Source organism: Nonomuraea antri (assembly GCF_013283785.1).
Lineage (GTDB): Bacteria > Actinomycetota > Actinomycetes > Streptosporangiales > Streptosporangiaceae > Nonomuraea > Nonomuraea antri.
This window is the reverse complement of the sequence record NZ_JABCPZ010000245.1, coordinates 1-15,550: the sequence shown is the minus strand read 5'-3', so window position 1 is coordinate 15,550 and position 15,550 is coordinate 1. Positions and strand designations below refer to the sequence as shown.

General features: G+C 72.3%; 20 protein-coding genes. 8 read left to right on the top strand and 12 right to left on the bottom strand.

What is annotated here, in order from left to right; all coding sequences use genetic code 11:
- Both HII36_RS46085 and HII36_RS46080 read left to right on the top strand, forming a co-directional pair.
- Positions 1-549: DUF4352 domain-containing protein (locus HII36_RS46085; protein WP_173529699.1), on the top strand; the 549-nt coding region annotated here is incomplete at its 5' end.
- A 167-nt stretch (positions 550-716) separates the two neighbouring features.
- Positions 717-1,940 (top strand): S1C family serine protease, encoded by a 1,224-nt coding sequence (locus tag HII36_RS46080; RefSeq protein WP_173529698.1) that lies wholly within the window; start codon positions 717-719, stop codon positions 1,938-1,940.
- 77 nt (positions 1,941-2,017) lie between these two features.
- Here HII36_RS46080 and HII36_RS46075 read toward each other — a convergent pair whose 3' ends face one another.
- From HII36_RS46075 to HII36_RS46040, 8 genes are all read right to left on the bottom strand, one after another.
- Positions 2,018-2,758 (bottom strand): ABC transporter permease, encoded by a 741-nt coding sequence (locus HII36_RS46075; RefSeq protein WP_173529697.1) that lies wholly within the window; start codon positions 2,756-2,758, stop codon positions 2,018-2,020.
- Positions 2,751-3,641 carry an ABC transporter ATP-binding protein gene (locus HII36_RS46070; RefSeq protein WP_173529696.1) on the bottom strand — a complete coding sequence of 297 codons (891 nt, stop codon included), beginning with the start codon at positions 3,639-3,641 and terminating at the stop codon, positions 2,751-2,753. Before HII36_RS46070 ends, HII36_RS46075 begins: the two co-directional genes overlap by 8 nt.
- Positions 3,638-3,955, bottom strand: a complete 318-nt coding sequence (locus tag HII36_RS46065; protein ID WP_328808196.1) for a winged helix-turn-helix domain-containing protein — start codon at positions 3,953-3,955, stop codon at positions 3,638-3,640. The genes HII36_RS46070 and HII36_RS46065 overlap by 4 nt, the downstream gene beginning before the upstream one ends.
- Entirely contained in the window at positions 3,952-4,572 is a 621-nt protein-coding gene (locus HII36_RS46060) for a hypothetical protein (RefSeq protein WP_173529695.1), read from the bottom strand. Before HII36_RS46060 ends, HII36_RS46065 begins: the two co-directional genes overlap by 4 nt.
- Before the next feature lie 81 nt (positions 4,573-4,653).
- A complete protein-coding gene (cydC, locus tag HII36_RS46055) occupies positions 4,654-6,327 on the bottom strand; it encodes a thiol reductant ABC exporter subunit CydC (RefSeq protein ID WP_328808195.1) in 1,674 nt (557 codons plus the stop codon).
- Positions 6,324-8,027, bottom strand: coding sequence for a thiol reductant ABC exporter subunit CydD (cydD, locus tag HII36_RS46050; protein ID WP_173529694.1), 1,704 nt, complete (start codon positions 8,025-8,027; stop codon positions 6,324-6,326). The genes cydC and cydD overlap by 4 nt, the downstream gene beginning before the upstream one ends.
- Positions 8,028-8,036: 9 nt before the next feature.
- Positions 8,037-8,801: a cytochrome d ubiquinol oxidase subunit II gene (locus tag HII36_RS46045; protein WP_173529693.1), complete on the bottom strand. Its 765-nt coding sequence runs from the start codon at positions 8,799-8,801 to the stop codon at positions 8,037-8,039.
- Positions 8,802-8,811: 10 nt separating this feature from the next.
- Positions 8,812-9,978 carry a cytochrome ubiquinol oxidase subunit I gene (locus HII36_RS46040; RefSeq protein WP_173529692.1) on the bottom strand — a complete coding sequence of 389 codons (1,167 nt, stop codon included), beginning with the start codon at positions 9,976-9,978 and terminating at the stop codon, positions 8,812-8,814.
- Positions 9,979-10,070: 92 nt separating this feature from the next.
- Here HII36_RS46040 and HII36_RS46035 point away from each other — a divergent pair, with 92 nt between their 5' ends.
- Positions 10,071-10,406 (top strand): PadR family transcriptional regulator, encoded by a 336-nt coding sequence (locus tag HII36_RS46035; RefSeq protein WP_173529691.1) that lies wholly within the window; start codon positions 10,071-10,073, stop codon positions 10,404-10,406.
- Here the strand turns inward: HII36_RS46035 and HII36_RS46030 are convergent.
- Positions 10,363-11,046: a permease prefix domain 1-containing protein gene (locus tag HII36_RS46030; protein ID WP_173529690.1), complete on the bottom strand. Its 684-nt coding sequence runs from the start codon at positions 11,044-11,046 to the stop codon at positions 10,363-10,365. The two genes, HII36_RS46035 and HII36_RS46030, sit on opposite strands and share 44 nt — an antisense overlap.
- A gap of 107 nt (positions 11,047-11,153) precedes the next feature.
- On the opposite strand from HII36_RS46030, the gene HII36_RS46025 reads away from it, so the two are divergent.
- Genes HII36_RS46025 through HII36_RS46015 form a run of 3 tightly spaced genes read left to right on the top strand, consistent with a single transcriptional unit; the run spans position 11,154 to position 12,302 of the window.
- Positions 11,154-11,507 carry a VOC family protein gene (locus HII36_RS46025; protein WP_173529689.1) on the top strand — a complete coding sequence of 118 codons (354 nt, stop codon included), beginning with the start codon at positions 11,154-11,156 and terminating at the stop codon, positions 11,505-11,507.
- Entirely contained in the window at positions 11,504-11,875 is a 372-nt protein-coding gene (locus HII36_RS46020; protein WP_328808194.1) for an ArsR/SmtB family transcription factor, read from the top strand. Before HII36_RS46025 ends, HII36_RS46020 begins: the two co-directional genes overlap by 4 nt.
- A complete protein-coding gene (locus HII36_RS46015; protein ID WP_173529688.1) occupies positions 11,859-12,302 on the top strand; it encodes an SRPBCC family protein in 444 nt (147 codons plus the stop codon). Before HII36_RS46020 ends, HII36_RS46015 begins: the two co-directional genes overlap by 17 nt.
- A 5-nt stretch (positions 12,303-12,307) precedes the next feature.
- On the opposite strand, the gene HII36_RS46010 is transcribed toward HII36_RS46015, so the two are convergent.
- Together HII36_RS46010 and HII36_RS46005 are read right to left on the bottom strand one after the other, a co-directional pair.
- Positions 12,308-12,631, bottom strand: coding sequence for a hypothetical protein (locus HII36_RS46010; protein WP_173529687.1), 324 nt, complete (start codon positions 12,629-12,631; stop codon positions 12,308-12,310).
- A gap of 17 nt (positions 12,632-12,648) precedes the next feature.
- Positions 12,649-13,020 (bottom strand): YybH family protein, encoded by a 372-nt coding sequence (locus HII36_RS46005; RefSeq protein ID WP_173529686.1) that lies wholly within the window; start codon positions 13,018-13,020, stop codon positions 12,649-12,651.
- Positions 13,021-13,128: 108 nt separating this feature from the next.
- Between HII36_RS46005 and HII36_RS46000 the strand changes: the two genes are divergently transcribed.
- Positions 13,129-14,004, top strand: coding sequence for a class I SAM-dependent methyltransferase (locus HII36_RS46000; RefSeq protein WP_173529685.1), 876 nt, complete (start codon positions 13,129-13,131; stop codon positions 14,002-14,004).
- Complete coding sequence (locus HII36_RS45995) at positions 14,004-14,624, top strand: TetR/AcrR family transcriptional regulator (protein ID WP_173529684.1); 621 nt, start codon at positions 14,004-14,006, stop codon at positions 14,622-14,624. Before HII36_RS46000 ends, HII36_RS45995 begins: the two co-directional genes overlap by 1 nt.
- A gap of 6 nt (positions 14,625-14,630) precedes the next feature.
- Here HII36_RS45995 and HII36_RS45990 read toward each other — a convergent pair whose 3' ends face one another.
- Positions 14,631-15,473, bottom strand: coding sequence for a TIGR02452 family protein (locus HII36_RS45990; protein ID WP_173529683.1), 843 nt, complete (start codon positions 15,471-15,473; stop codon positions 14,631-14,633).
- Between the last annotated feature and the right edge of the window lie 77 nt (positions 15,474-15,550).

Genomic DNA, 15,550 nt, shown 5'->3' with positions numbered 1-15,550 from the left:
AGGTACGTGCGGGCGCGGCGCTCGAACCCGGTCAGGACCGTCCTGGTCGTGGCCGGGATCCTGGTGGCCGTGGCCGGGCTCGGCCTCGTCGCCCGCACGTACCTCGGCGGCGACTCGGACAGCGGCGCGACGCCGGCGCAGGCCGACACCACCCCCATCGCCGCGGCCGGCACCGTGGTACGCGACGGTGATCTGGCGTTCAAGGTCCTGCGCACCGAGCGCAAGACCCGCGTCGGCACCCCGGCCGCGGGCAAGCGGGCCCAGGGCATGTTCCTGCTCGTGCACGTCCGGGTGATGAACATGGGCGACAAGACCGCCGCGTTCCAGGGCTCACGCCAGAAACTCCTCGACAAGACCGGCCGCGCCTACGCCGCCTCCGCCGAGGCGGCCGTCCACCTGCGGGAGTCGAACACGCCGTGGGAGCGGATCAACCCGGGCAACAACGTCGAAGGCGTGGTCGTCTTCGACATCCCGAGGTCCACCACGCCGAACGCGATCGAACTGCACGGCCCCGGCACCTCGACCGGCGCCAAGGTGCTGCTGCCTTGACCCGTGATCCGCATGGCGATCGCAAAGATTTTCCCGGCCAGGGGTGGGCGCGCGAGCTGCGGCGATAAGGCTGCCGTCAACGTGCTCACCCCGCGCGGATCAAGGGCTTAACCAGCGTTTACACCTCTCTTGGCACTCTTGATGCATCGGGATTCGAGGGAGATGAAATGAACGCGAACGAGCCTGGCCGGCAGGGCAGCGCAGGGTGGAGCCAGTTCGGCGCCACCCCGCCCGTGGCCGGGGGCTTCCCCCGGCGGGACACGGTCATCATGGAGCAGCCGCCGCCACCGCCGCCCGCCGCGCCCAGGAAGCCGGGCTTCACCGCGGGTCAGAAGGCCGTCGCGGGGCTCGCGCTGGCCGCGATGGCGCTGGGCGGCGGCGTCGTGGGAGCGGTCGTCGCCAACGCATTCCAGCCTGAGCGCGTCGTCTCCTCGCCCGTCGGCAGCCCGGTCTTCAAGCCGGCCTCCAGCCAGCTCACCATGGCCGAGGTGGCGCAGAAGGTGCAGCCGTCCGTGGTGATGATCCAGGGCCGCACCGGCGAGGGCTCGGGGGTGGTCCTGTCGGAGGACGGGCTCATCCTCACCAACAACCACGTCGTCGTGGGCGCCGGGCAGGGCGGGCAGATGACGGTCAAGTTCAGCGACGGCAAGACGGCCAGGGCCACGATCGTCGGCACCGACCCGGCCACCGACCTGGCGGTCATCAGGGCCGAGGACGTCTCAGGCCTGACCAAGGCGGCGCTCGGCGACAGCGACCAGCTCAAGGTCGGCGACGAGGTGCTGGCCCTGGGCAGCCCGCTCGGCCTGGACGGATCGGTCACCAAGGGCATCGTCAGCGCCCTGGACCGCACGCTCACCGTCGGCGGCGAGCAGCGCCAGCTCCCGCCGGGGCTGGGTCAGCAGGGCGAGTCCGAGCAGCCGACGACGATCGGCGGCGCCATCCAGACCGACGCCGCGATCAACCCCGGCAACTCGGGCGGCGCGCTGGTCAACGCGGCCGGCGAGCTGGTCGGCATCAACACCGCGATCGCCGCGCAGGCCCAGGCGGGCGGCGTCGGCTTCGCCATCCCGATCAACACCGCCAAGCACGTCTCCGAGCAGCTCATCAAGAACGGCAAGGTCAGCCACGCCTTCCTCGGCGTGAGCGTGACCGACGCCACCGGGGACGTGGCCGGCGCGCTGATCGGCCAGATCACCCCGGGCAGCCCGGCGGAGAAGGCCGGGCTGCGGCAGGGCGACCTCATCACCAAGATGGGCGACAAGCCGGTCGACGGCGGAGACACGGTCGTCGGACAGGTCAGAGGTTTCAAACCGGGCCAACAGGTCAAGATCACATATATGAGGGACGGTCAGACGAGCGAGACCACCGTCACCCTCGAAGAGAAGAAATAACGGACCCCCACGCGGACGGGTGTGCCGTCGAGATCGCTGCGGACTCGGCGGCACACCCCCCCTGCAAAGAGCTTCGATCAGGAGAACCGGCGCCCCTCGTCGCGCCGGTAGGCCCAGCCGGCCGCGGCGGCGGTGACCACCGTCCAGACCGCCAGCATGATCAGCGCCACCGGTTCCGGCCGGTGGCCGGCGATGGCGGCCCACAGCAGCTCGGCGGCGTCACGCGCGGGCGTGAAGATCGAGATCACCTCGATGAAGTCCGGCATCACCTGCGGCGGCAGCAGCAGCCCGCCCACGACCGCCAGCGGGAAGAAGACGAGCTGCGTCACCCCCACGGCGGCCTTGAACGCCAGCGTGAGCCCCATGAACAGCCCGAGCAGCATGAACGGCAGCCCGCCCACGATGAGCGCGCCCAGCCCGAGCAGCAGCCGCGCCGGCGAGATGGTCGCCTCGGTGAAGATCGCCCCCACCACCAGCACGGGCACCACCGAGACCAGCATCATGATCAGCGTCGCCAGGATGCGCCCGCCCAGGCGGGGCAGCGGGCCGGCGGGCAGCGTGCGCAGGTAGGGGTTCCACGGCAGCTCGCGGTCCTGGGCGACGCCGATGCTCAGCGAGAACAGCGCCGACGACATCGCGCCGAAGAACATCAGCGAACCGGTGGCGAGCGTGGCGGCCTGCGTGTCCTTGCCCACGAACGGCACCACGAAGGCCAGCATCGCCACGGCCGGGAACAGGGAGCTGGCCAGCACCCCGATCGGCACGCGGAACTGCTCCAGCAGCTGGTAGCGGGTGTGTACGAGGATCAGGCTAGACATAGGGGGTCTCCTTGGAGGTGATCGCGAGGAAGGCCTCTTCCAGCGTGGTCGGCCTGACTTCCAGCCCGGAGAACGGCGTGCCGCTCTTCACCAGCTCCACCACCAGCCGGTCGGGATCGGTGGTGACCAGGCTCGCCCGTCCCTCGTCGTGCTCGACGCCGAGCACGCCGGGCAGCTGGGGCAGCGCGGACGCGTCGACGGTGTCGAAGGAGACGCGGCGCACGCCCACCATGTCCCGCACGGCCCGCACCGTGTCGTCGGCCAGCACCCGTCCATGGCCGACGACCACGACCCGCTCCGCCAGGGCCTCGATCTCCTCCAGATAGTGGCTGGTCAGCAGCACGGTGCCGCCGGCCTCGTGGTAGGACTTGACGCCGTCCCACAGCGCGCGCCTGGCCTCGACGTCCAGGCCGGTGGTGGGCTCGTCCAGGAAGACCATCCGCGGCTCGCCGGCGAACGCCAGCGCCACCGCCAGACGCCGCCTCTGGCCCCCGGACAGGCCGCCCACCTGGCGCTTGACCAGATCCTCCAGCCCGAACCTGGCGAGTAACTCGTGCTTGTCCGTCCGCTTCGGGTAGTGCGCGGACACGAAGTCGACGATCTCGCCGACCCGCAGCGACTCGGGCAGGCCGGTCTCCTGCGGCGTGACGCCGACGCCGCGGCGCACCAGCGGGTCCTGCGGCGAGCCGCCGAACAGCTCCACCGTGCCCGACGTCGGCCGGCGCAGGCCCACGAACAGGTTGATCAGCGTGGACTTGCCCGCGCCGTTCGGGCCGAGCAGCCCGACCAGCTCACCGGCGCCGATCTCGAGCGACACCCCGTCCAGGGCGAGCACCGCGCCGTAGCGGCGGGTCACCTCGACGGCTCTGGCCAGGACGGTCATGACGTGCCTCCAGCGTTGTCCAGCAAGGCGCGGATCGCCTTGGTGTAGTCCTCGAACGCCAGCCGCCCGCGCTTGGTGAGCGCCACGTAGGTGACGGGCGTGCGGCCCTTGTGGGTCTTGGTGATCCGGACGTATCCGGCCTCCTCCAGCTTCGACAGGTGCACGGACAGGTTTCCGGCCGTCATCTCGAGGAGGTCCTTCAGCGACGGGAACGCGATCTCGTCCCCGTCGCCCAGTGTGTTGAGCGTGGCGATCACCCGCAGTCTGGCCTGAGCGTGGATCACCGGGTCGAGTTCGGGCAGCGCGGGGCTCACGGGTGCCGCCTGAGCCACAGCCCGATCGCGATCTGGCCGCCGCCGACCAGCACCGCGATCAGCAGCGCGTGCCAGCCGGCCCCCAGCATCACGCCCACGGCGTCGGCCGCCAGGGTGACCGTGCCGAGGAAGAAGGTGGGCCAGTCGTGCCAGACGGCGCCGCCGGCCATGTAGAGCAGGCCGACGACCAGCATGAACCCGCCGGCCCAGAGCAGGCCCACCTCGTCCTCCGGCAGCAGCGGGCTCAACCTGACGGCCAGCACGGTCATCACCACGAGGCCGGCCGTCCACGACCAGCCGTACATGGCGCCCTTGATCGCGTTGCCGCCGCGGGTGTGCCCGGCCTGCCGGACGATGCCCAGGGCGGCCAGGCCGCCGCTGACGAGCTGGGCGCTGAACAGCACGGTCAGCGCCTGCGCCTGCGAGATCGGCGCGTACGACCGGCCGTCCAGCCCGTAGTGCAGGAACAGGGCGGTGAAGCCGAGCAGCCAGGCGACCCCCCACGGCACGTGGACCAGCAGCGGATTGCCGCGCAGGTGCAGGACCGTGGCGGCGCGCTGCGCCTCGATCAGGCGCAAGGTCTCTTCCGGGCTGGGCACCCGATCCTCGTCTACCATCGCAAACTCCCCTTCGGCTTAAACTGGTTTGTAGTTTAAACCTGCTTGCGACGCCAACTCAAGCCCCTGGCTCGGGGACGTTCACCTCCGGGTGAGCACCTCGGACTCCCACAGGTCGCGGTAGTAGCCCGGCACGGCGACCAGCTCGTCGTGGTGGCCGCGCTGGACCACCCGGCCCTCCTCCATCACCACGACCTCGTCGACCAGCTCCAGGCCGCGCAGCCGGTGGGTGACGAGCAGGGTGGTCCTGTCCCTGGTCACGTCCAGCAGGTCGGCCATCAGGCGGTCGGCGGTCTCCTCGTCGAGCGCCTCGGCCGGCTCGTCGAGCAGCAGCACCGGCGGGTCGTACAGCAGCGCCCTGGCCAGGGCCAGCCGCTGGAGCTGGCCGCCCGACACGGTGCGGCCGTCCTCGCCCAGCTCGGCGTCCCAGCCGGTGCGCTCGACCCAGCCGTCGAGCCTGGCCTCGCGCACCGCGCGCAGCAGGCCCTCCTCGTCCGCCTCGGGGCCGGCCAGGCGCAGGTTGTCGCGCAGCGTCGTCTGGAAGATGTACGGGTCCTGCGTCAGCCCGGTCATCATGGCCCGCACGTCGTCGCCCGGCAGGGCCGCCAGGTCCACGCCGTTCACCCGCATCGTCCCCGAAGCGGGCTCGACCAGGCGCATCAGCGCGGCCAGCAGGGTGCTCTTGCCCGCGCCGCTCGGGCCCACGACGGCCACCCGGCGGCCGGGCGTCAGGCGCAGCGAGACCCCGTCGACGGCGGTGCGCTCGCCGTGGCGCACGACCAGGTCGTCCACCTCGACGGTGAGCGGGCCGGACGGCGGCGCCACGGGCGCGGCCGGCTCGGCGACGGCCGGGGCGGCCGAGCGCACCTCGCGCAGCCGCCTGATCGCGGCGGTGATCCCGGCCATCCGCTCGCCCGCCGCGGCCAGCGGGAGCACCGGCTCGAACGACACCAGCGCGGTCAGCGCGAGCACGGCGGTGCCCACCGAGCCGACGCCCGCGTTCTGGGCCAGCAGCACGATCGCGGCCACGGTCAGGCCCTGCACCAGGGTCCCGCCGGCCAGCGCGGCCGCGTGCACCCTGGCCTGGCGGCGTTCCAGCGCGGCCAGCGCCTCGTCGGCGGCCCGCGCCTGGCCGAGCGCCCGCTCGTTCGCGCCGTAGGCGGCCAGGTCGGCCGAGCCGTGCACCAGATCGGCCACCCGGCCCGCCAGCGCCGCCCGCGCCGGGGCGATCCGCGCCGACCAGCGGCGGGCCGCGGCGGACGTCCAGAGCGGCAGCAGCACCCCGGCCGCCACCAGCCCGGCCAGCAGCACCAGCGCGGCCGCCGGCAGCAGGGTCAGCCCGATGACCACCGCGGCCAGCCCGGTCACCCCCGCCGCCGTGGCCGGCAGCAGGCAGCGCACCAGCAGGTCCTGCACCGCGTCGGTGTCGTCGACCATGCGGCTGAGCAGGTCGGCCCCGCCGTGCCCGGACCCGCGGGGCGCGATCAGCGCGTCGTAGAGCCGTTCCCTGGTGCCCGCCTGGGCGCGTAGCGCCACGTCGTGGCCGGTCAGGCGCTCGGCGTAGCGGAAGACGCCCTTGCTGGTGGCGAACGCCCTGGTCGCCACGATCGCCACGCTGAGCGCGGCCAGCGGCGGCTGCTCGGCGGCGCGGGTGATCAGCCAGGCGGCGGCCGCGATCAGGCCCAGCCCGGCCAGGTCGGCGGCGGCCCCGGCCAGGACGGCCCAGACGAGCCTGGTCCCCATGCGGCGGTTCACCGCTCGCTCCCTTCGCTCTGAACCGACAGGACGGTCGGCAGCACGGTCGGCAGGGCTGGGGCGGTGTCGGAGGTGACGCGCCCCTGGTCGATGCGGATCACCCGTTCGGCCAGGTCGATCATGGCCGGGCGGTGCGCCACGATGACGGCGGTACGGCCCCGCGCCAGCTCGGCGGTGGCCGAGACCACGGCGGCCTCGCTGCGCCCGTCGAGCCTGGCGGTGGGCTCGTCGAGGAGCAGCATCGCCGCCCCCGGCCGGCAGAAGGCCCTGGCCAGGGCGACGCGCTGGCGCTGCCCGGCCGACAGGTTCGTGCCGCGCTCGCCGACCACCGTGTCGTAGCCCTCGGGCAGCGTCTCGACGAAGTCGGCGTGCGCGGCCGCCGCGGCCGCGCGCACCTGCTCCATCGAGGCCGACGGGTCGCCCAGGCGGATGTTGTCGGCCACGGACGTGGTGAACAGGTGCGGCCGCTGCGGCACGAACGCCAGGTGCGCCCGCCAGCCGGCCAGGTCGAGCGTGCCCAGGTCCACCCCGTCGACCAGCACCCGGCCCGCCGACGGCCGGACGAAGCCCAGGAGCAGGTGCAGCAGCGTGCTCTTGCCGCCGCCGCTCTCGCCGACCAGCGCCACCCGCTCGCCGGGGGAGATCGTCAGCGAGACGTCGTCGAGCGCCGGGTCGTCCCTGCCGGGGTAGCGGACGGTGACGTTCTCCAGCGTGATCTCGGGCGCCGAGGTCACCCGCGCCGGGCGTACCTGCTGATCAGGCTCGTCGGCCGGGGCGTCGAGCACGGCGAACGCCGCGTCGGCGGCGGCCACGCCCTCCATCGAGGCGTGGAAGCGGGTGCCCATCGCCCGCAGCGGCAGGTACGCCTCCGGGGCCAGCAACAGCACCAGCAGCGCCGTCGTCAGGTCCAGAGACCCGCCCAGCAGCCGCAGCCCGATCGGCACCGCCACCAGCGCCAGCGACAGCGACGCGCACAGCTCCAGCACCAGCGACGACAGGAACGCCACGCGCAGCGTGCGCATGGTGGCGCTCCGGTGCGCGTCCGCGACCTGCTTGATCACCGTGGCCTGGTAGCGGGCCCGGCCGAAGGCCCGCAGCGTGGGCAGGCCGCGTACGACGTCCAGGAAGTGGCCGCCCAGCCGCGACAGCGCGTGGAACTGCCGCTCGGTGACGGCCTTGGTGGTCAGCCCGACCAGCGCGCCGAAGATCGGGATGAGCGGCAGCGTGATCAGCACGATCACCGCGCTGGCCAGGTCGGCCGTGAACAGGCGGACGAGCACGGCCAGCGGCACGATCGCGGCCACCGCGATCGAGGGCAGGTAGCCGGTCAGGTAGGCGTCCAGGCCGTCCAGGCCGCGCCCGGTGAGCGTGACGAGCTCGCCCGAGCGGTGCCCGCTCAGCCGTCCAGGGCCGAGTTCCTGCAGCCGGGCCAGCAGCCGGAGCCGCAGCGCCGACTTCACCCCGGTCGCGGTCCGGCCCGCGAACACCCCCTGGCTCCAGGCGAGCAGCGCCCGCACCGCCGCCACCGCCGCGACCGCGCCGAGCGCCGCGGCGGTGAACCTGCCCGACAGCACCCCGGCCAGCAGCTCGGCCTGGACCAGGACGAGCAGCCCGGCCAGGACGGCGGCGGCCAGCGTGACGGCCACGTGGCGGCGGATCGGCCGCTCGGCCCGCAGCAGCGCGAGTAGACCCTTGTGCAAACCCGACCTCTAGAAGAACGAAGGGATTCGGCCGGCGTCCTTTCCCGGACGGAAGGTGCGCCACACCCATACTTGCGCGCCCAGCATGATCGGCGCGAACGGGAGGACCATGACACTGAGCACATTCAACGTAGCCGGGGGCGCGGTGTGGTCGAGCAGGTACGTCATCGCGCCCGCCAGGACGCCCACCGCGGGCAGCGCCGCGAGGACCCCCGACAGCAGCAGCGCCCGCCACGTCCGGGTGACCCCGGCGAAACCGGGCATCCGCCAGCCCAGGAACGTCCAGCCGTGGAAGGCGAACAGCAGCGTGGTCACCAGCCCCAGCATCAGGCCGAGCGGGTGGGGCAGCGGCCCGGCGAACCCGGTGGCCGCCGCGTACAGGGCCATGCCCCAGCCGAACGACAGGCCGAGCGAGCCGAACCAGATCATCGCGTCCCAGAAGCCGCGCCAGCGGGCGCCGTCGATCCTGCGCCTGAACCACAGGCCGGCGTCGCGCAGGATCCACGCCAGCAGCATCGCCACCACCACCGGGTACAGCTTGAACAGCACCTCGCCTTCGAGCAGCGGGTAGGCGCCGAACATCGTCCCGGCCACGGCCACCAGCCACACCTCGTTGGCCAGCACGTACGGCGCCACCGCGGCGACCATCCTGTCGCGGCCCTCCTGGGTCCTGCCGAGGACGGGCAGCAGCAGCCCGACGCCCAGATCGAACCCTTCGAGGGCGAAGTATCCGGCCAGCAGCACCGCGAAGACGGCGAACCAGATCAGTTCCATGTCTGCACTCCTAGTAGCTCAGCGCGGGGGAGCGCTGCTGGCCGGCCGTCGCGCCCAGGTCCGGGTCCTGCGGGCCGCGCTTGATCACCTTGGCGATGAGGACGTAGTCGACCACCGCCAGCAGCCCCAGCACGCTCACGAACCCGACGAGCGAGGTGGTGACCATGCCGGAGGTGAGCCCGGGTGACATGGCGTCGGCCACCGACAGGCGTTCCCAGATCATCCACGGCTGGCGGCCGATCTCCCTGGCCATCCAGCCCAGGATCGACAGCACGAACGGCACCGGCGTCATCGCGATGAGGAACACGTGCATCCAGCGCCAGCGCGGCAGCCACTTGATCGTCGGCAGCATGAACAGCAGCACGACGAGCATGGCGATCTCGCCGAACATCATCATGAGGGCGAGCGGGAGCGAGGCGCCCACGTTGCCGTCGAACTTGCCGTCCTGCACGCCCACGAACTGGGCGTGCCCGGCGCCGACCGTCACCAGGATGCCGATCGCGGCGGTGATCACGCCGGTGCGCAGGGACTTGGTGAAGAACTCGGTCTCGTGGGTGCGGCGGAACAGCTGGTACGCGCTGGCCCCCATCATCACGGTGGCCCCGGTGAACAGCGCGGCGCCGATCACGTGCGGGAAGGAGGCGAGCAGCGCCTTGTTGGTCAGCAGCGCGCCGAAGTCGACCAGCTCCATCCTGCCGTCCTTCACCACCGAGCCGACCGGGTTCTGCAGGAACGAGTTGGCGACCATGATGTAGAACGCGCTGGCGTAGGCGGTCAGCGTCACCAGCCAGATGCAGGCCAGGTGGAGCCATTTGGGCAGCCGTCCCCAGCCGAAGATCCACAGGCCCAGGAACGTCGACTCCAGGAAGAACGCCACCAGCGTCTCCATGGCCAGCGGCGCGCCGAACACGTCGCCGGCGTAGTGCGACAGCCCGCTCCAGGAGAGCCCGAACTGGAACTCCATCACCAGCCCGGTGACGATGCCCAGCGCGTAGTTGATGATGTAGATCTGCCCCCAGAAGCGGGTCATGCGCTGGTGCAGCGGCCTGCCGCCGATCGCCCAGCGGGTGTGCGCGATCGCCACGAGCGGCGCCAGCCCCAGCGTGAGCACGACGAACAGGAAGTGCAGGCTTCCCGTCATCGCGAACTGCAACCGTGCCAGGTCGAGTACATCCATCCGCGTTCAACTCCGTCGTTGTGTCTGCCTACATATCGACAGCCTACATGTAGACTAGCTACACAACGAACGGTTATCTAGGATTTGGTGTCATGAACCCCGATGCGCTGCGCGGACACATGGACGCCCTGCTGCTGTCCGTGCTCGAGCACGAGCCCCTGCACGGCTACGCCATCATCGAGGCGCTGCAGTCCCGCAGCGGGGGCGCGCTGAGCGTGCCGACGGGCACGGTCTATCCCGCGCTGCGCCGGCTGGAACGCATCGGATACCTGGTCAGCGAGTGGGCGACGGTCGGCGGGCGCAAGCGGCGCACGTACCGCCTGACCGACTCGGGCCGCAAGCAGCTCGACGGCGAGCGCACCGCCTGGCGGGAGTTCACCAGCGTCATCGGGAACGTGCTGCGCCCGCAGTCCGACGCGAGCGGGTGATGCGCAGGCAGCGGGTGGCGCAGTAGGCCTGCATGCCCCACAGGCCGCAGGTCACCAGGTTCGCCAGGATCGTGGGCAGCACGTCGAGGGTGTTCGGGTCGTCCACGCCCATCGACAGCGACAGGCTCAGCGCCCCGGTCACCGGGAGCATGGCCCACACGAGCACGCCCAGCGACCTGGTCACCAGGTGCGGCCGGCGGATCCAGCGGGCGCCCCGGCTCAGCGCGAACAGGGCCAGGCCGCCGTACAGGCCGGTGGCGAGCTGGGCGACGTCGAGCAGCCGCGAGACCGGCTGGAACCAGCCCGGCTGGGTCGCGTAGACGTGCTGCTCGGGCGGGTAGAGCCGCCACAGCGCCGACCACATGAGCACGGTGATCGGGATGCTGATGAACAGCAGCAGGCCCAGCCGGCGGCCCGCGACGGCCGTCAGCTCCGACTGGTAGCCGGGCGCGATCTCGGTGAGCTCGCCGAACTCCTCGACCGCCTGGCGCTCGGCCGCGGCGCGGTCGAGGCCCTCCGCCTCCAGGGCGACGGCGGTGTCCTCCAGGCTGTCGCGGGCCTCGACGACCAGGTCGCGCTTGGGGCCGTACGGACCGGTCAACGTCCGTTCCAGGTCGGCCACGTAGTCGTCGATGCGCATGATTCTCAGTCTACGAACGGCGCCGGCCGGGCCTCATCGGGGATTTCCCCCATCTTTCCCGGAGGACGGGTTGATGTGTAGGTTTTTTCCTACGTATAGTGGCTGACATGCAGATCTCACAGATCCTCACCGTGACCGTGCCCGTCGGCGACCAGGAGGAGGCGCTCGCCTTCTACACCGGCGTGCTCGGCTTCGAGGTGCGCACCGACAACCCGTTCCCCATGGGCCGCTGGCTCACCGTCGCGCCCAAGGGGGCCGAGACGGCGCTGCTGCTGGCGTCCTGGTTCCCCGACATGGCGCCCATCGCCGGGCTCGTGGTGACCTCTCCCGACCTCGACGCGCTGGCCGAGCGGCTGCGCGAGCACGACGTGGCCTTCGAGGGCCCCTCCGACCAGGCGTGGGGCCGTCAGCTGCTGTTCCAGGACCCGTACGGCAACGGGTTCGTGGTGAGCCAGGCGTGACCGCCAGGTCGGTGGCCGGGACGGGGGCGGCCGATCACGTCTTCACCGCGCTGTCCAGCCCGGCCCGGCGCGAACTGCTGCGGCTCCTGCTGGACGAGGGCGCCCAGCCGGCCGGCCGCCTGGCCGAGCGCTTCGACATGAGCCGTCCCAGCGTCTCCGAGCACCTCAAGGTCCTCAGGGACGCCGGCCTGGTCGCCGAGACCCGGCACGGCAGGGAACGCCACTACCGGCTGGAGGCGGCGCCGCTCATGGAGATCCGCGACTGGCTGACCCCGTACGAACGCTTCTGGAGAGAGAAGCTCACCAACCTCAGCAACCTGCTGGACGAGATGGAAGACGAAGGTGGACGAGATGGCGACCACGAGTGAAGACCTGCGCGCGATCAGGCTCGACCAGTTCATCGGCCACGCGCCGGCCAAGATCTGGCGGGCGCTCACCGACCCGGAGCTGCTGGCGCGCTGGCTCATGCCCAACGACTTCAAGCTGGAGGTGGGCCACCGGTTCACGTTCACCACCGAGCCGAAGAAGCAGGTCGGCTTCGACGGCGTCGTCTACTGCGAGGTACTGGAGTTCGAGCCGGAGCGGCTGCTGAAGATCAGCTGGAGCGACCGCAAGAACGCCGACTGGACGGTCGCCTGGCGACTCGAACCCGAGGGCAAGGGCACCCGCCTGTTCCTCGACCACGAGGGCTTCGACCCGGACGACGAGCTGCAGCAGCTGTCCAGGAAGATCATGGGGTCGGGCTGGCGCTCGAACATCTTCCCGAAGATCGCCGCCCTGGCCGCGACCCTCTGACCCGATCAGAGTCCGACGTACGGGAGCAGCGTGAGCAACCGGTACCCGTTGACGCCGAGCAGCAGGAGAAGGCCGATCCGCGCCGGCCGGCTGCTCCACGCCATGATCAGCGTGATGCCGACCAGGAACAGCGCGCACGCCGACCCCATGGCCGCCACCAGGGCCGCGTCCGGGTCGCGGTAGGGCGGCAGGTCCGGGGTCCAGGCCTGGCTCGTCGGGATGAGGCTGAGGCACATGGGGACCAGGCTCATCACGGTCAGCACGCTGACCGTGATGAGCCGCCGCGCGTCGAAGGGCCGATCCGGCGAGGTGTCGCGGGGAGCCGCCACGGTGTCCGCTCCTGGTGTCAGGTGGCCAGGCGGGTGTTCTGGTCGTGCAGGAGCAGCCAGCCCTCGGCGGTCCTGGTGAAGATCATGCACAGCAGGTTGCGCGCGTGGATGGGCGCGCCCGAACCGTCGACGTCCCGGTAGTCGGCCTCGTACGTGGCCACCGCCGTCCCGTCCGTCTCCACGTAGGCGACCCGGGTCAGGTCCTGGGTCCAGTCGAGGTCGGCGAACCAGTCGCGGTGGAAGTCCTCGACCGCCTGGCGGCCTTCGAGCCGGCCGCCGTTCGGCAGCACGACCACGACGTCGTCGTGGAGGGTGGCGGTGTACGCCGGGAGGTCGCGCTCGGAGATGGCCTTCAGGTGGGCCTCGATGAGCTGCTCAGCGGAGATCATCGGGCCAGCTTAGAGTGCCGGGGACTCCAGGTGCCACTTGACGGGGCTCTCGGGTGATCGCACTATGAACACACGTTCATGAACGCGTGTTCATCACGGGAGGCCGCCATGAGTGTCCGCAACACCGAGCAGTTCGACGCCTGGAACGGCCGCGAAGGCGCCGCCTGGGCGGCCGGCCGCAGTACCGGCCACGAGGACGGCGAGCGCGCCGAACTGGGCGACCGGCTGCTGGACGCGGCCAGAATCGGGAGCCGCGACCGGGTCCTCGACGTCGGATGCGGCACCGGGGCCACCACGCTCGGCGCCGCGCGGCGGGCGCACGCGGGCCTGGCCGTCGGGGCCGACCTGTCCGCGCCGATGCTCGAACGGGCCCGCCGGGCCGCCGCCGGAGCCGGAGTGAGCAACGTCGCGTTCGAGCAGGCCGACGCTCAGACGCACCCGTTCCCCGAGCACGGCTTCGACGTCGTCGTCAGCCAGTACGGCGTCATGTTCTTCGCCGACCCGGTGGCGGCCTTCGCCAACCTCGGGCGCGCGTTGCGCCCCGGCGGGCGGCTGGCCTTCGTCTGCCCGCAGCCGCCCGAGAACTGCCCCTGGTACGTGGTCCCCATCGCGGCCCTGCTGGGCATCGAGCCGGAACCGCGGGCCGTGGTGGCCGCCTATCCCGGCCCGGCGCCGGCCATGTTCGCCCTGTCGGATCCGGGCCTGATCGCCCGCGTCCTCGCCGCCGCCGGGTTCACCCGGGTGGCGGTGGATCCGCTGGACGTCCCGCACCGCTTCGGCGGCACGCCGGCCGAGGCCGCGGACGCCTTCCTGGCCAGCGGGCCCACCCGCTACCTGGTCGAGCGGGACGACGACCTGACCTGGGCGCAGGCGCGGGCCAGGCTCGTGCCCGCGCTGGAGCCGTACGCCGGGCCCGGCGGGGTGGTCATGCCGGGCGCCCCCTGGCTGGTCACCGCCGAGCGTCCGGCGGCGGGGGAGGGGTGATGTCGCCCAGGAAGGCCGCCGCGCTGCGCGAGGCCGGCGATCTGAGCCTGCGTGAGCATCTGATCGCCACCGCCGCCCGCCTCGTCGCCGAAGACGGGCTCGCCGGGCTGACCGTCCGCGACATCGCCCGCGAGGCCCGGGTCGCCGACGGCGTCCTGTACAACCACTTCGCGAACAAGGAGGAGCTGCTGGCACTCGCCGTGCGCGCGCACGTCGAGAACGTCGAGCAGGCGATGCCGGCCCTGCCTGAACCGGGTGACGGCGGCGTCGAGGAGTGCCTGCGCGCCTACATCGGCCACGGCATCGCCCTGCACGCCGCGCTGCTGCCGGTGTTCACGCGGTTGCTCGCCCTGCCCAAGGTGCTGGCCCGCTTCAGCGCCCTGGCCGACGACACCCCGGGCTGGGGGCTCGACGCGGCGCTGGCCGGCTACCTGCGCGGCGAGCAGCGCCTCGGCAGGATCGCCGCGGCCGCCGACGTCGCGGCCGCCGCCACGATGATCGTCGGCGCCTGCCACGAGCTGGTGCTCCCGCACCTGTTCCGCCAGGCGCCCGCCCCCGTCCACGTCCCCGACGGATTCGTGGACGGCCTCGTCGCCACCCTCATGAACGGCATCGGGTGAGGGACGTCAGGAGGCCGCGAAGCGGGCTGCGAACGCGGCGCGGTTGGCCGAGTCGGGCACCCGGTCCCAGACCGCGAACACCACCCGCTCGAACACCCCGGCGAACGCCCCGGGGAGTGCACCGCTCGCGCCCAGCAGACTCTGGAACGCCTCGGCCACCTCGCGCGGATCGTTGCCGAACACCCCGCACCCCCACGCGCCCAGCACCAGCCGCCGCGCCCCGTGATGCGCGGCGACGGCCAGCACCCGCTCGGCCCGCTCCGCGAGCGCCCGCCTGATGCTCTCGCCCGCCCCCGGGTCACGGCGCAGCACCTGCCCGGCGTTGGGCGCGGGCGAGGTCAGGAACGACACCGGGTACGGCTCGGCCAGCAGCTCGCCGGTGTCGCCGCGATGCACCGGCACGTCCGGCGACCAGATGACGCGGTTGCTGTAGAGCAGGTCGGGGGACTCGCGGTGGGCGGCGTAGTAGTCGGGCGCTCGCAGCAGGCAGGGGTGCAGCAGGGCGTGCCGGCAGAGGTCCTCCTCCTGCGCCTTGGCGCCTCGCAGGTAGCCGCCGCCGGGGTTGCGGGCCGAGGCGAAGTTCAGCACCGCGATGTGCCCGGGCTCGGCGAGGTGCAGCCGCCGCGCCGCCCGGAGGCTGGTCTCGGCGGTCACCTCGAACGCCGTCCGGTGCCCGGGGCCGGGCGGGGGCGGGGCGATGCGCTCGTCCGGGCCGTGGCTCACGGTGCCGGAGATCGCCGCGTCCAGCGCCGGGCCGACGACCACGGCGGTGCCGTCGGCCGCCGTGTAGCCGCCCTCGTCGGCGATCCGCTCGTTGGCGGTGGCGATCCCGCGCAGTCTGGTGCTCACGGACGCTCATGCTAGATCGCGGGCCGGGCGCGGGCCGAACGGTTTTCCGCCGCCCGCACCCGCCTGCCGCCCCGGGC

Excerpts from the sequence above, each read along its gene's own strand:
- HII36_RS46080 (WP_173529698.1), top strand. The coding sequence starts at position 717 with ATGAACGCGAACGAGCCTGGCCGGCAGGGCAGCGCAGGGTGGAGCCAG.
- HII36_RS46075 (WP_173529697.1), bottom strand. The coding sequence starts at position 2,758 with ATGTCTAGCCTGATCCTCGTACACACCCGCTACCAGCTGCTGGAGCAG.
- HII36_RS46070 (WP_173529696.1), bottom strand. The coding sequence starts at position 3,641 with ATGACCGTCCTGGCCAGAGCCGTCGAGGTGACCCGCCGCTACGGCGCG.
- HII36_RS46060 (WP_173529695.1), bottom strand. The coding sequence starts at position 4,572 with ATGGTAGACGAGGATCGGGTGCCCAGCCCGGAAGAGACCTTGCGCCTG.
- HII36_RS46045 (WP_173529693.1), bottom strand. The coding sequence starts at position 8,801 with ATGGAACTGATCTGGTTCGCCGTCTTCGCGGTGCTGCTGGCCGGATAC.
- HII36_RS46040 (WP_173529692.1), bottom strand. The coding sequence starts at position 9,978 with ATGGATGTACTCGACCTGGCACGGTTGCAGTTCGCGATGACGGGAAGC.
- HII36_RS46035 (WP_173529691.1), top strand. The coding sequence starts at position 10,071 with ATGAACCCCGATGCGCTGCGCGGACACATGGACGCCCTGCTGCTGTCC.
- HII36_RS46030 (WP_173529690.1), bottom strand. The coding sequence starts at position 11,046 with ATGCGCATCGACGACTACGTGGCCGACCTGGAACGGACGTTGACCGGT.
- HII36_RS46025 (WP_173529689.1), top strand. The coding sequence starts at position 11,154 with ATGCAGATCTCACAGATCCTCACCGTGACCGTGCCCGTCGGCGACCAG.
- HII36_RS46015 (WP_173529688.1), top strand. The coding sequence starts at position 11,859 with ATGGCGACCACGAGTGAAGACCTGCGCGCGATCAGGCTCGACCAGTTC.
- HII36_RS46005 (WP_173529686.1), bottom strand. The coding sequence starts at position 13,020 with ATGATCTCCGCTGAGCAGCTCATCGAGGCCCACCTGAAGGCCATCTCC.
- HII36_RS46000 (WP_173529685.1), top strand. The coding sequence starts at position 13,129 with ATGAGTGTCCGCAACACCGAGCAGTTCGACGCCTGGAACGGCCGCGAA.
- HII36_RS45995 (WP_173529684.1), top strand. The coding sequence starts at position 14,004 with ATGTCGCCCAGGAAGGCCGCCGCGCTGCGCGAGGCCGGCGATCTGAGC.